This is a genomic window from Azonexus sp. (genome assembly GCF_049652925.1).
Taxonomy (GTDB): Bacteria; Pseudomonadota; Gammaproteobacteria; order Burkholderiales; family Rhodocyclaceae; genus Azonexus.
Genome location: NZ_JBASFI010000025.1, coordinates 78,012 through 91,581, shown reverse-complemented (window position 1 = coordinate 91,581; position 13,570 = coordinate 78,012). Strand labels below are relative to the sequence as shown.

General features: G+C 59.7%; 13 protein-coding genes. 6 read left to right on the top strand and 7 right to left on the bottom strand.

Annotated features, from left to right (window positions below):
- Nucleotides 1-191 precede the first annotated feature (191 nt).
- From WBK19_RS14135 to WBK19_RS14110, 6 genes are all read left to right on the top strand, one after another.
- A complete protein-coding gene (locus WBK19_RS14135; protein ID WP_511290773.1) occupies nt 192-3,350 on the top strand; it encodes a hybrid sensor histidine kinase/response regulator in 3,159 nt (1,052 codons plus the stop codon).
- The gene (locus WBK19_RS14130) at nt 3,350-4,432 is read left to right on the top strand and encodes an HD domain-containing phosphohydrolase (RefSeq protein WP_511290771.1); all 1,083 of its coding nucleotides are present in this window, start codon (nt 3,350-3,352) and stop codon (nt 4,430-4,432) included. Before WBK19_RS14135 ends, WBK19_RS14130 begins: the two co-directional genes overlap by 1 nt.
- A 32-nt stretch (nt 4,433-4,464) precedes the next feature.
- Nucleotides 4,465-5,706, top strand: coding sequence for a hypothetical protein (locus WBK19_RS14125; RefSeq protein ID WP_511290769.1), 1,242 nt, complete (start codon nt 4,465-4,467; stop codon nt 5,704-5,706).
- An 8-nt stretch (nt 5,707-5,714) separates the two neighbouring features.
- A complete protein-coding gene (locus tag WBK19_RS14120; RefSeq protein WP_511290767.1) occupies nt 5,715-6,125 on the top strand; it encodes a hypothetical protein in 411 nt (136 codons plus the stop codon).
- 249 nt (nt 6,126-6,374) lie between these two features.
- The gene (locus WBK19_RS14115) at nt 6,375-6,725 is read left to right on the top strand and encodes a RidA family protein (protein WP_511290765.1); all 351 of its coding nucleotides are present in this window, start codon (nt 6,375-6,377) and stop codon (nt 6,723-6,725) included.
- A gap of 374 nt (nt 6,726-7,099) precedes the next feature.
- The gene (locus tag WBK19_RS14110) at nt 7,100-7,225 is read left to right on the top strand and encodes a hypothetical protein (RefSeq protein ID WP_511290763.1); all 126 of its coding nucleotides are present in this window, start codon (nt 7,100-7,102) and stop codon (nt 7,223-7,225) included.
- Between the two features lie 44 nt (nt 7,226-7,269).
- Here the strand turns inward: WBK19_RS14110 and WBK19_RS14105 are convergent, their stop codons facing one another.
- The 7 genes from WBK19_RS14105 to WBK19_RS14075 are packed head-to-tail and all read right to left on the bottom strand — an operon-like array spanning nt 7,270 to nt 13,535.
- A complete protein-coding gene (locus tag WBK19_RS14105; RefSeq protein WP_511290761.1) occupies nt 7,270-8,085 on the bottom strand; it encodes a peptidoglycan DD-metalloendopeptidase family protein in 816 nt (271 codons plus the stop codon).
- Nucleotides 8,082-8,621 carry a protein disulfide oxidoreductase gene (locus WBK19_RS14100; protein WP_511290759.1) on the bottom strand — a complete coding sequence of 180 codons (540 nt, stop codon included), beginning with the start codon at nt 8,619-8,621 and terminating at the stop codon, nt 8,082-8,084. Before WBK19_RS14100 ends, WBK19_RS14105 begins: the two co-directional genes overlap by 4 nt.
- Before the next feature lie 13 nt (nt 8,622-8,634).
- Nucleotides 8,635-9,504 (bottom strand): KPN_02809 family neutral zinc metallopeptidase, encoded by an 870-nt coding sequence (ypfJ, locus tag WBK19_RS14095; RefSeq protein WP_511290757.1) that lies wholly within the window; start codon nt 9,502-9,504, stop codon nt 8,635-8,637.
- A gap of 11 nt (nt 9,505-9,515) precedes the next feature.
- The gene (pyrF, locus tag WBK19_RS14090) at nt 9,516-10,328 is read right to left on the bottom strand and encodes an orotidine-5'-phosphate decarboxylase (protein ID WP_511290756.1); all 813 of its coding nucleotides are present in this window, start codon (nt 10,326-10,328) and stop codon (nt 9,516-9,518) included.
- Nucleotides 10,325-11,506 (bottom strand): Eco57I restriction-modification methylase domain-containing protein, encoded by a 1,182-nt coding sequence (locus WBK19_RS14085; protein WP_511290754.1) that lies wholly within the window; start codon nt 11,504-11,506, stop codon nt 10,325-10,327. Before WBK19_RS14085 ends, pyrF begins: the two co-directional genes overlap by 4 nt.
- A gap of 3 nt (nt 11,507-11,509) precedes the next feature.
- Nucleotides 11,510-11,725, bottom strand: a complete 216-nt coding sequence (locus WBK19_RS14080) for a hypothetical protein (protein ID WP_511290752.1) — start codon at nt 11,723-11,725, stop codon at nt 11,510-11,512.
- 4 nt (nt 11,726-11,729) lie between these two features.
- The gene (locus tag WBK19_RS14075; RefSeq protein WP_511290750.1) at nt 11,730-13,535 is read right to left on the bottom strand and encodes a glutamine--tRNA ligase/YqeY domain fusion protein; all 1,806 of its coding nucleotides are present in this window, start codon (nt 13,533-13,535) and stop codon (nt 11,730-11,732) included.
- Nucleotides 13,536-13,570 lie beyond the last annotated feature (35 nt).

The window sequence follows — 13,570 nt, the reverse complement described above, 5'->3', positions numbered from 1 at the left end:
TGGATATTCTGAACGATAGCTTGGGTTTGTCCAATCGATGGATGCAGACAAAGGAATCGGAGTATCAAAATATATGCAAACTGGAATATGATGCAAAAAGGACAAATTGTTGGCGGGGCCTGCGTTCAAGGGTTGGTCGCCGGTGCCTTTGCTTCGATATTGCGAAGGGGTGTCGTGGTGCTTTTGGTTAAATGAATCTGCGGAAAGCCTTTTTCAGCGTATTGATTGCGCTTGCCGGGGTGCTCGTCCTGATCGCCGGCGCCACGCTGGGCGCTCTGTCTGCGTACGAAGATTCGCAAGTTGCGGCGAGGCATCGCCAGGATTCGATGGCGCTCATGGGCTCTGTGCGCCATGAGGTCGATTTGCTCAGCCGCCTGGTTAGTTCTTATGTCAGTACGGCTAACCCGCGCTACCTCATTTACTACTACGACATACTGGCGATCCGTGAAGGCACAAAGCGCGCCCCGGATTCGGTGCCGGAAACTTTCTGGGAACAGGTCATCGGTGGAACGCTCGCTTACACGACGCCACCACCCGGTCCCGGGGTTGCCCTCGCCGAAAGAACCAGCATGCTTGGTTTCGACGCCGGAGAGGTGGCTATTCTCCGCCAGATTTTCCAGATTACCGACCAGATGAAGCAGGTCGAACAGATCGCTTTTGCCGCGACGCAGGGTTTGTATGATCCGGTTAAACGCGAATTTGTCTCGGAGGCGGAGCCGCAGCGTGACTTCGCCAATGCCTTGCTGCATGAGGCGCGCTATTTGAAACTGCGGGCCGAACTGGCCATCGCAGTCGATGAACTTACCAGCCAGGTAGACGAGCGCACGACCAAAAATCTGGCGCGGGCCGGGGAGCACCTGTTGCGCTGGATCGTCGCGGCGCTTCTCCTCCTGCTTGCTGCCGGCGTCGTAATGGTGCTCAGTTATGGCTACCTGAAAAGACATCTGCTGGCGCCTCTGACAGCCTTGCATCGGACGGCAACGGCATTGGCGGAAAAATCATTCAGTGAGCGGGTCGGCGACCTGAAGGGGGTTGAAGAGGTTCAGGCCCTGGCAGTGACGATTGACAGCATGGCAGCGGCCATCGAGGCCGATATCGCGCAGCGCGAACTGGTCCAGCGGTCCTTGCGCCAGGCGCGGGCGCGGGCAGAGGTGGCGGCCGAAGCAAAGTCAATTTTCCTGGCCAACATGAGCCACGAAATCCGGACGCCGATGAACGCGATTCTAGGCATGGCCTATCTGGCCCTCAAGTCTGGGTTGCCGCCGCGGCAACACGACTATGTTTCCAAAATTCATACTGCCGCCCGTTCGTTGCTCGGGATATTGAATGACGTTCTCGACTTCTCAAAAATCGAGGCCGGCAAGGTGGCGCTGGAGGCCGTTCCCTTCGATCTTGAACTGGTTGTCCAGAATGCCCTTTTCATGGTGCAGCAGCGGGCCGAAGGGAAACATATCGAGCTGCTCCTCGATTTTCAGCCAACCCGGAATCTCCATCACCTGGTGGGGGACCCTCTGCGGCTCGGGCAGGTCTTGATCAACCTGTTGTCCAATGCAGTGAAATTTACTGAAACCGGCCATGTTCGCCTCGTGGTCAGCGAGCGGTCGAGCGACAAATTGACGTCGACCATTGTCTGCCGCGTCGAAGACACTGGTATCGGGATGACGGCGGAGCAGATCGGTCGTCTTTTCCAGGAGTTTTCCCAGGCCGATGGTTCGACGACCAGGCGGTACGGCGGTTCGGGCTTGGGGCTGGCTATTTCAAAGCGACTACTGGCGGCAATGGGCAGCGAAATCAGGGTTGAAAGTCAGCTTGACCGTGGCTCCGTATTTCATTTCGCCATGCAGTTGCCACTGGAGCCTTCGGTTGAGGCTGGCACTGATGCGGAGTCGCCGATCGAATGTCAGCGGGCGCTGGTCGTTGACGACTATGCGCCAGCCCGGGAAAGCATGGCAGCCATGTTGTTGGCGATGGGCTGCGAAAAGGTCGATCAGTCGCCGGGGGGGCTGGATGCCTTGGCGCGGCTGACGAGGGCTGGAAATGATGGAGCAGCGTACGACTTGCTGTTGCTCGACTGGCTGATGCCTGACATGTCTGGTGCCGAGTTGATAGAGGCTCTTCACTCGAGAGGTGTTTTGTTGCCGGCCCGGACACTCGTAGTGTCGGTGGCGGATGCTTCCCTGTTGCGCCAGGAGGTTGACCATACTGGTGTCGCTGATGTGGTCCAGAAGCCACTATTGCCAAACGTTCTGCGCCGTCTTTGTGGCTCCGGAGTGAAGATGGAGCCGGTGGCCAGAGTGGAGCATCTGATCCCTCATCCCGGATGTTTGCAGGGAATGTCGATCTTGCTGGTTGAGGACAACGAACTGAATCAGCAGGTAGCCGGGGAAATTCTCCGGGGCTGGGGGGCGAGCGTCGACGTCGCGGCAAATGGACGGATCGCCCTTGACTTGTTGTCAGCTGAGGGGGCGGAGCACTACGCGGTAGTCTTGATGGACCTCGAAATGCCTGTCATGGATGGCCGGGAGGCAACACGTCGCCTGCGCGAGGAGGATCGTTTCCAGGATCTGCCAATTATCGCGATGACCGCCCACGTCGCCGGGCAAGGCATGAAAGACGGACTGGCAAAAGGAGTCAATGGCTACATTGCCAAACCCTTCGAGCCGGAGGAGCTATTGGCCATGGTGCAGCCCTATTGGCGGGGATTGGTCGGGCATGTCCTTTCTCCCGCTGAACCGGGTGGTGCCGATCGGGCCTTTATCACTGCCCTGGCGGCTGTTCCGCAAATTGAATCGGCGGTGCTACTGCGCCGTTTTGAGGGCCGGTTGCCGTTTTTGGCCCGAACCCTGCGTCGTTTTGCTGAAGATTGCCACGGCTGGTCCGACAGGCTGGATGCGATGCTGGCTAGCGGTGATCTTGAGGCTGCGCAACGTCAGGTCCACTCGCTCAAGGGGCTGGCTGGTACTTTCGCCATGGGCCGTTTACAGTCGGCGCTGTATGATCTTGAAAATGTCATAAAGGGGGGCGTTGTCGAGCCCTTCGGGGAAATAGCCGAAGTCGATGCACAGTTGCAGCCCTTGTTGGCCGGGATTGAGCGAATGCCAGCCAATTCGCCGGACTCGACTGCCGCTATCGACGAGCGACCGATCGAAGTCGTGCTTGCCTTGTTGCGCGAACAACTCGGCGAAGGCGATGGCGAGGCCGAAGAGGTCTGGCGAATGAACAAGGGGCGTTTGGTCGGACTGTACTCACCGCGGCAGGTGGCAGCAATTGACCACGCTATCGGGCAATGGGATTTCGATGCGGCGCTGCTCATTCTCGGCAGCATCAATCATGGCGGGGGCGGGCAGTGATGAGGAATAGTGCAACCATACTGGTGATTGACGACACGCCGGCCAATCTCAGCCTGCTCAACCAGTTGCTGCGTACCCACTACCGGGTCAAGCTGGCCAATGGCGGGGCCAAGGGGCTGGAGCTGGCGGCAAGTGCGCGACCGGATCTGATCCTTCTCGACATCATGATGCCGGATATGGACGGATATGAAGTCTGCAAGCGCCTCAAGGCTGATCCGTTGACGGCTGGGGTTCCAGTCATTTTTCTGACAGCCAAGGCCGGGGCCGACGACGAGGAGTACGGCCTGGCCATGGGGGCGGTCGACTTCATCCGCAAGCCGATTGCGCCATCCGTTGTGCTAGCCCGAGTGCGGACCCATCTGCAAATACGGACTTGGCAAACTTTCCTTGAAGACAAAAGCGCCTGGTTGCAAAGCGAAGTGGAGCGACGGGTCAATGAAGTCCTGCGTCTCCAGGAGGCTTCGATTCGCGTCATGGTCTCGCTGGCCGAATTCCGCGACGAATGCACAGGCAACCATATTCGCCGAACCCAGGATTACGTTCGCTTATTGGCGGAATACCTGAGCAAGCAGGAGCGCGATTGTGCGTTCCTGACCCCTGAACATATCGATCAGATAGCCAAGGCAGCACCGCTACACGATATTGGCAAGATCGCCATTCCCGACCATATCCTCCTCAAGCCGGGCCGGCATACGCCTGAAGAGTTTGAAATCATGAAGACGCATTCCATCAAGGGTGAGGGGATGCTGTTGCGCTCGCAACATGAACTTGGGGAAGAGAATCTGATGCTGCTTTACGCCGCTCAGATTGCCCGCAGCCATCACGAGCGCTGGGATGGTTGCGGCTACCCGGATCAATTGGCGGGTGAAGCCATCCCGTTGCCCGCCAGGTTGATGGCCGTTGCCGACGTATACGATGCGCTTCGTTCCCGCCGTCCCTATAAGCGTGCTTTTGACCATGCCGAAGCAGTTGATGTCCTGCGTGAAGGCCGCGCCAAGCATTTTGATCCACTACTGATCGACGCCTTCATCGCGCTGGAAGGCGCTTTCGCCGAAATTGCCATTAAACTGGCCGATGAGTAAATTTGCCATGCTCATAAAGAAATATTCCTGACATGCACCTAAAGCTCTCAAATGTCGGGCTGCTGCCCATACTGGCTGCGTTGGCTATGCCAGCACAGGCGATCGATCTGACCTGGTCCGGTTTTGGTACCGTCGGCTTTGCTCAGTCGGATCAGCCCTATAAGTATCAGCGCTTTATTGATAATCATGGCACGTTTAAACGTGACACCATTCTTGGCGGCCAGCTTGATGCCCGTTTGTCGCAACAATGGAGCGTCACTGTTCAGGCCAAGCTGGCTCCCTCGGATCATAACGATACCGACTGGCAGGCATCACTGGCTTGGGCTTTTGTCTCATGGCGGCCGAGCGACGACTGGCTGATCCGGGCTGGCAAAATTCGCCTGCCGTTGATGCTCAATACCGAAAACAACGACGTCGGTGCCACGTTTGATTTCGCCCGCTTGCCACAGGAGGTTTACTCCATTTCGCCACTGACCGATCTGGTTGGGATGGGGGTAAGCAAGACCTGGTTTGGAGAGGGCGTGGACTGGATTGCCGAGGCCTATGCCGGCAAGGTTGAGACAAATTGGCGGTTTTACGGGCGAGAAATGACGCCTGATCAGAATTCGCCCGGAAGTTGGTACTTTACCTACAACATCAAGAGTACCGGTCTGGTGCTGACGGCGCGGAGTCTGGACAACACTTTTCGGGTCGGCGCTCATCGCGTCGAAGCGTCGAGGGATGGCGCAAATATCGTGCAGCCAATAGTGAATGTCGGTGGGATTTATCAATTAGGTGACGGCGGCGATGAAAAGATCATCTTTCCGCTGTTCACTGCAGGGGCAAGTATCCTGCTGCCTGCCGATATCAGGATGCTCGGTGAATACGCCCGGATCAAGATTGATAGCGGGAGCGAGGGGCTGAATCGCTGGGGGGCCTATCTTTCCTTGTCGAAGCGGATGGGGGCCTGGACACCCTATATCTATTACGCAAAAGCAAAGTCGAAGGATTCAGCCCTGGACAAATATCAGGCCATCAACAGCAATGTCTTGTCCGGACCTTTTGCGCAGTTCAATCCGACGCAGAAATTCATGGCCGACATTATCGTGCCCTACGATCAATCGACGGTGGCTCTTGGGACAACCTATCGGCTGACGCCGAGTGCCCTGCTCAAGGCTGAATGGTCTCAGGCGAACACTGGTGTTGCATCCAGTCTGGTCGATGCGCCTTCGGGCGGCGATAGTTCACACCAGACTATCAACGTCTTTTCGCTTTCCTATAATTTCACCTTTTGAGCGGCTTGATGCGCCGTATTCTTTTTTTCCTCCTGATCGCGAGCTTTCCTGCTCTGGCGCTGGCAGAGGAAGCGCTCGCCTTCATCGCTTATGGTGGTCTTCCCAAGACGGAGCTGGCGACCCTGCAACGTCTTTATACCGGGCGAGTGGTTTCTATTGGCGATCAGGCGGCAACACCGATCAATTACCCCGCAGGTCACCCTTTGCGCGAAAGATTTTTGGCTACGCTCATGGGGCAGAGTGAGGAGCAGTACACCGGTTATTGGCTGGTGCGCCGCTATGTTGGCAAAGGTGCGCCTCCCTTGGTGCTACCCGATGTTGAGGCTGTTGTCGCTTATGTTCTGGCGACGCCCGGTGCAGTCGGCTACGTTCCGTTGTCGAAAGTACCGCCCGGCGGAAATGTGATTTTCAGGCGTTAACTCGCTAGCTTTTTTCTGCCGGAGTGATAAGCTGAATTCGTGTTGTGGTTTGTAGCGAGCCCGGCACTAAGTGGTAGTACCCGCTACGCTGCTGGAGATTCTATGGCTGTATTCAATAGAAGTTTTCTTGAGATTACCGTGTAGTACTCCGTAACGGCGAATAGCCGAATGCCCCAGCCGAAAGAGCCGGGGTCGCAGTAAACGAAGCCCGTGCCTGAACAGCATGGGCTTCACTTTTTCAGGATTAAAATGTCGATTCAACGTTACGGCACGACTCGCCGCTATTCCGACAGCGTTGTTTACGCCGGTACCGTTTATGTCGTCGAGGTGCCAGCCAACCTCGATGCCGACGTTACGGCGCAGACCGAAAACCTCCTGGCCAGCGTCGAACGGCTGCTTGCCCAAGCAGGCAGCGATAAATCGCACTTGCTGATGGTGACGATCTATCTGACCGACATGGCTGATTACGATGCGATGAACGCGGTGTGGGATGCCTGGGTGCCGGATGGCCATGCACCGACCCGCGCTTGTGTGCAAGCCCGGCTTTCCCATGCGAAATATCGGGTGGAAATGGCGTTGACCGCAGCAGTTCAGGGCTGAACGTCGGCGCTACAGTCGCAGCCTTGGCCGGCTGCGATCCAGCGGGTTAGCAGTTGCCGGGCAATTGGTTCGGCGCTTGCCGGAAGCAGGCGGAGATAAGTTCGCGGGTTGATCAGCAGGCCGCAGTGGTAGCGTTGTTCACCCGCGGACCACTGCAGCGCCGGGCACGGCCCCTTCATTTGCAGAAAGCGCAGGCGGGCCGCGGGGCACGTCTCCAGTGCGCAGCAGACGCCGCAGCCGTTGCAGGCCTGTCCTTCTGCCGGTTTTGTCGGCGCATGGCGGTGGAGGTGAATGGTTTGTTTTTGCACGTTGCGTAATGAACCATGTCTGGCCAAATTGATCAAACAACTGCCATTTTTTGAAAGGAGTTCGTCATGACAAAACTGATTTCCGCTCTGCTGGCTGCGGTGTTTGCGCTCGCCAGCGTTTCTGCCCTGGCTTGCGGTGACAAGGCGAAAGACGAAAAGCAGATGAGTACGCCGGCCAAGCCCAAGGTTTAAGCGGGCCTTCCAGCGCGCAGGCGGCCTCGGCCGCCTGTTTGCGTTTACGGCCGGGCGAGGAATAGTTGGGGATCGACCGGGGTGTTGTTGAGAGTCACCGCCCAGTGCAGGTGCGGCCCGGTGACACGGCCGGTGGCACCAACGGCGCCGAGGGTTTCACCTTTTTTGACAGTCTGGCCGGCGCGTACATCGGTGCGCGAAAGGTGCATGTAGGCGGTGATGAGCCCCTGGCCGTGGTCGATGAAAACGGTGTTGCCGTTGAAAAAATAATCGCCGACGTTGGCGACGACGCCGTCGGCTGGAGCGGTAACCGGCGCGCCGGTGCCAACGGCGATATCGAGGCCAGCGTGTGGGTTGCGTGGCAGGCCGTTGAAAATCCGGCGCAGGCCGAAGCGCGAAGAGAGCGGACCCTTGGCTGGCAGCGCGAAATCAGTCGCCGGCGGAGCGTCGGAAAAGCGGCGCTTGACGGCCTCGGTGACTTTTTGCTCGCGCTCAATTCTCGCCAAGTCATCCGGATTCGGCTCGACCTTGAGTTTGTCCTTTATGGTCAGGCGTTGTTCCGGGTAATTCCTGATCTGGACACTGATTTGCTTGGTTGCTACGGTCAACCCGAAAAAAACGCTGATTTCGAAATCGCCGGGCAGGGTGTCGAGCGGGATGCCGAGCAGGGCGAACCAGCGTCCGTTGTCGCGGACGACGGCAATCGGCTGTTCGCCCCAGCGGGCGGTCGGTGTTGTCTGGCTGGCCGGGCCGAGGTCGATGACGGCAACGCCGCCCGGTACGGGTGAATGTTTGGGCAGGCCGAAGGCGCTGGTGGCGTAGCTCAACAGCAGGGCGAGGGCAAAGCGGGTGATTTTCATGAGTGGCTCTGGCTGGCCCACCACAAACGCAGGCGCAGCCCGATTTCGCTGGTGTAGCCGATTGAAGTGCTGCTGATATTGCCGTCCGGATCGACGATGACGAAAGCAGGAACGCCTTGGAAGCCGTATTGCCGGAAAATTTCGGAGGAGGGATCGGCGATGGTCGGCCAGGCGTATTCGCGCTGGCGCACGGTTTCGGTGACTTTTTTTGCGGTGCCGGACTGCATGGCGACGGTGATGAGCGGCCAGTCTGCGTTGATGCTGCTGATGGTGCTGGCGTTGGCTTTGCAGACGCCGCACCAGTCGGCCCAGAAGTAGATCATTAGCGCCTTGCCGGGATGCTGCTGGCGCCAGATTGTAAGGTCGAAGGGTTGGCCGTCGATCTGCTGTCCGACAAACTGCGGCGCCGGGCCGTGCGGAGTGTTGCGCATCTGCCAGGCTTGGAAGGCGGCGAACAGGACGACGAAAATGGTCGCTTCAAGCGCCCAACGACGCCAGCGTGGCGCCGCTTTTTTGCCGGGAGTCGTCTCGGTCAAGCGGTTGCCCGGCTTACAGGCGGTCGGTTTTGAAAGTGTTGCACTGGTTCATGTCGCCGGTTTCAAAGCCCTTCCGGAACCAGCGGACGCGTTGCTCGGAACTGCCGTGCGTGAAGCTTTCCGGCACGATTCGGCCCTGCGATTGCTGCTGCAGGCGGTCGTCGCCGATGGCCGAGGCGGCGGTCAGGGCGGCTTCGAGGTCGCCCGGTTCGAGCACGTTTTTCATTGTGTCCGTACGCTTGCCCCAGACGCCGGCCAGGCAGTCGGCCTGCAGTTCCATGCGCACGGAGAGGGCGTTGGCTTCGCGCTCACTGACGCGTTGCTTGGTCTGATGTACCTTGTCGGCGATGCCGAGCAGGTTCTGCACGTGATGGCCGACTTCGTGGGCGATGACGTAGGCCTGGGCGAATTCGCCGGGGGCCTTGAAGCGATCCTTGAGGTCACGGTAGAAGGCGAGGTCGATGTAAACCTTCTGGTCGCCCGGGCAGTAGAACGGGCCCATGGCCGACTGGCCGGTGCCGCAGGCGGTCGGCGTGGCGCCGGTGAACAGCACGAGCTTGGGTTCCTGGTACTGACGGCCGTTGGCGCGGAAGACCTCGTTCCAGGTGTCTTCGGTCGAAGCCAGCACCTTGGAGACGAATTTGGCCATCTGGTCGTCGGCCGGCGGGCGATGCGCGGCCGGCGTGCTTTGTTCGATGGCCGGCATGCCGCCGCCGCTGAGCATGTTGAGGACGGTCAGCGGATTGATGCCGAGGAAATAGCTGGCGACCAGGGCGATGGCGATGGTGCCCAAACCCATGCGACCGCCACCCAGACGCAGGCCGCCACCGCTACCGCGGCGGTCTTCGAGGTTGTCGCTTTCGCGTTGGTCGTCCATGCGCATGATGGGTGTCCTTAACGGTACTGGTTGATGGCGTCGCGGGTTTCGCGCGCTACATTGCGGGCGGCTGCGGCAAACCCTTCGTCCTTGCCGGCGTAGAGAATGGCACGCGACGAATTGATCATCAAGCCGGTGGCATTGGCGGTACGGCCCGCCTTGACGGTGGCTTCGATGTCACCGCCCTGGGCACCGATGCCCGGGACGAGCAGCGGCACGTCGCCGACGATGGCGCGGACGCGGGCGATTTCGGCCGGGAAGGTGGCGCCGACAACGAGGCTGATCTGGCCGCTGGTGTTCCACTCGTGCGAGGCCAGACGGGCGACGCGTTCGTACAGTTTTTCACCGCCGACATCGAGAAATTGCAGGTCGGAGCCGCCCGGGTTGGAGGTCCGGCAGAGCAGGATGACGCCCTTGTCCGGGTAGGCCAGGTAGGGATCGACCGAATCGCGACCCATGTACGGATTGACCGTGACGGCGTCGGCCTTGTAGCGCTCGAAGGCTTCGACGGCGTATTGCTCGGCGGTCGAGCCGATGTCGCCGCGCTTGGAGTCGAGAATGACCGGGATGCCGGGATGCTTTTCGTGGATGTGGGCGATCAGGGCTTCGAGCTGGTCTTCGGCCCGACGGGCGGCGAAGTAGGCGATCTGCGGCTTGAACGAGCAGACGAGGTCGGCCGTGGCGTCGACGATGGCGGCGCAGAACTCGAAAATGGCGTCATTGCGGCCCTTGAGGTGGGCCGGGAACTTGGCTGGATCGGGGTCAAGGCCGACGCAGAGCAGCGAGTCGTTCTTTTGCCAGGCGGCAGCCAGTTGCTTGATGAAGGTCATGCGACGTCCTTGTGCTTTTCAGACGGTAGATATCGGGAGAATTTTTCCGGCAGCAGGCAATTCTGCAGGCTGCGCTGGGTGAACAGGAAGCGGCCGTCGCAGACGAAGCCGAGTTGCTGCCAGTCGACTTCGCGGTTCAGCATCATCGCGCATTCGATCAGGTCGCGGCGGGCGATGCGCGTGTTCTTGGGGAACAGGGCGAGGATGGCGCCGTCGAAGCTGTGGCAATCGTGCAGGAAGAAAGGTTCCGGCTTGCGCGTCCGGCCATTGACGTAGATGCGCGGCAACTCGCTGACCGGGAAGGCACGGCCCCATTGCCACCAGTTGCGCTCGTCGAAAGCCTTGACGCGGCGGGCGAGCAGTTCGTCCTTGTGCTTGTCGAGGTGCGGATGCTTGATGCCGTAGAGCATGCGGCGCGTTTCGCCGGTTTCCACGGTCTTCGAGAAGACGAATTCCATGTTGCCCTTGGGGTGCGTGTAGATGTGGTCAGCCCCGGAGACGGCGCCGACCTTGACTGAAAAGACGTCGGCGAAGCGCACGCTGTGATCGTCGCGCAGGAACATGAGCTGGCCATCGGCCTCGACAAAGCGCCGGCCGTCGGCCATGCGGCGGTCCTTGCGGCCCTTTTCGAAGCGGAAGATGGCGCAGTTGGGCGTGGCATCAGAGAAAACGCGCACGTCGCCGGTTTCGTAGAAATGCGTGATGCTGCCCTGCTCGAACAGCCAGCGATTGAGCTTGCGGGCGGCGGTCAGCTTGATGAATTCGCGCGGCACGATGAAAACAAGTTCACCGCCGGGTTTCAGATGGCGGATGCACTTTTCGATGAAGAACAGGAAGAGGTTGCTGCGTGCATCGAATAGTTCCGATTTCAGGCGTCTTTTCGTGTTGACCGTGACATCCTGAAAACGGACGTAGGGCGGGTTTCCGATGATGCTGTCGAACTGCTCACTGAGCGGGTAGGCAAAAAAATCACAGACCTGCGCGCCTTCGGGGGCGACGCGCGGGTCGACCTCGATGCCGACGCAATCAGCTTGCCGGGCTTTCAACTCATTGAAAAAAGCGCCGTCACCGGCCGATGGCTCAAGCGTTCGCCCCTTGTTCGTGCACAAGTCGAGCATGAAGGCCACCACGTTGGGCGGCGTGAAAACCTGGCCGAGTTGTTCAACGTCGCGCGACATGGTTCAGTCCGGCTGGCCGTCTTCGGGCGCTGGAGCGGGGGCGGCTTTCGACTGTTCCGCTCGCTCCTTTTTCTCCCAGTAACGTGTGTTCTTGCTCTCGTCGGCGAAACGATAGCGGCCAGCAAGTTCGCAGCCTTTCATGCCGGGATTGCACTTCAGGTTGTTGATCTTGAGGCAATGATCATTGACCTCGTGCGGGCAGCCCCATCCTCCAGCCATCGCCTTAGCTCGCCTTGCCCCAGGAGTCTTTCAGCGTGACGGCGCGGTTGAAGACCGGGGCGCCCGGCTTCGAGTCAACGCGGTCGGCAACGAAGTAGCCGTGGCGTTCAAACTGGAAGCGTTCTTCCGGCTTGGCATCCTTCAGGCAGGCCTCTAGTTGGGCGGTGATGGTCTGGGAGGAGTCCGTGTTCATGTCGTCGAGGAAATCGCGCTCCAGGTCGGGCGCATCGCCTTCACGGCGTGAGCCGGGGGCGGGCACCTTGAACAGGCGCTCGTAGAGGCGGATTTCGGCGGCGTAGGACTGGGCAGCGGAGACCCAGTGCAGATTACCCTTGACCTTGACGCTGTCGGCGCCCGGCGTGCCGGATTTGGTTTCGGGCAGATAATTGCAGTGCACCGCAACAACCTTGCCGTTTTCATCCTTGTCGCAGCCCGTGCATTCGACCACGTAGCCGTAGCGCAGGCGCGCCATGTTGCCCGGGAACAGGCGGCGGAAACCCTTGCTCGGGACTTCCATGAAGTCTTCGCCTTCGATCCACAATTCGCGGCTGAACGGCACGGTGCGCTGGCCGAGTTCCGGATGCAGCGGGTGATTCGGGGCGTGGCATTCCTCGACTTGCCCTGCCGGGTAGTTGTCGATGATCAGCTTGACCGGATCGAGCACGGCGATGCGGCGCTGGTCGGATTCGTTCATCACTTCGCGCATGGCATCTTCGAACAGCACGTAGTCGATCAGCGAGTCGTTCTTGGTAACGCCAACGCGCTCCATGAACAGGCGGAAACCGTCGGCGGAATAGCCGCGGCGGCGAGCGCCGACGAGGGTCGGCATGCGCGGATCGTCCCAGCCGCTGACGTGCTTTTCCTCGACGAGCTGGATCAGCTTGCGCTTGCTTAAAACCACGTAGGTCAGGTTGAGGCGCGAGAACTCGATCTGCTGCGGCAGCGGGCGCTGGAGCAGGCCGGCTTCGGCCAGACGTTCGAGCAGCCAGTCGTAGAACGGGCGCTGGTCTTCGAATTCCAGCGTGCAGATCGAATGGGTGATGTTTTCCAGCGCGTCCTCGATCGGGTGGGCGAAGGTGTACATCGGATAAACGCAATACTTGTCGCCGGTGTTGTGGTGCGTGGCGTGGCGGATGCGGTAGATGGCCGGGTCGCGCAGGTTGATGTTGGGCGCGGCCATGTCGATCTTGGCGCGCAGGATATGGGTGCCATCAGCGAATTCGCCGGCCTGCATGCGCTTGAACAGGTCCACGTTCTCGGCAACGGAACGGTCGCGGAAAGGCGAGTTCTTGCCGGGCTGGGTTAGCGTGCCGCGGTTGGCGCGCATTTCATCGGCCGACTGGCTATCGACGTAGGCGTGACCGGCGGTGATCAGCGCTTCGGCGCTCTGCAACATCCAGTCGAAATAATTCGAGGCGTAGTAAAGATTGGTTTCGCCATCCTTCTCCCACGAGCAGCCCAGCCATTTGACGGCATCGATGATGGAATCGACGTACTCCTGGTCTTCCTTCTCCGGATTGGTGTCGTCGAAACGCAGGTGGCAGCGGCCGTCGTATTGGTCGGCGAGGCCGAAATTGAGCAGGATGGACTTGGCGTGGCCAAAATGCAGGTAGCCGTTTGGCTCGGGCGGGAAACGGGTGCGTAGCTTGGCGGCATCAAGCGGGGCCGCGGCGTGATCGGCGGCAGTGCCTGGATGGCCGGCCCAGTGGCGCTGGGCGTGCTTGCCGGCAGCGAGGTCGGCTTCGACGATGTTCTTGATGAAATTGGCGGCGGGGGCCGGGGGGTTGGCGGGCTGGTTGGGGCTGCTCACGGTAAAACCTCTGATTTCAATCACGCCATTTTAAC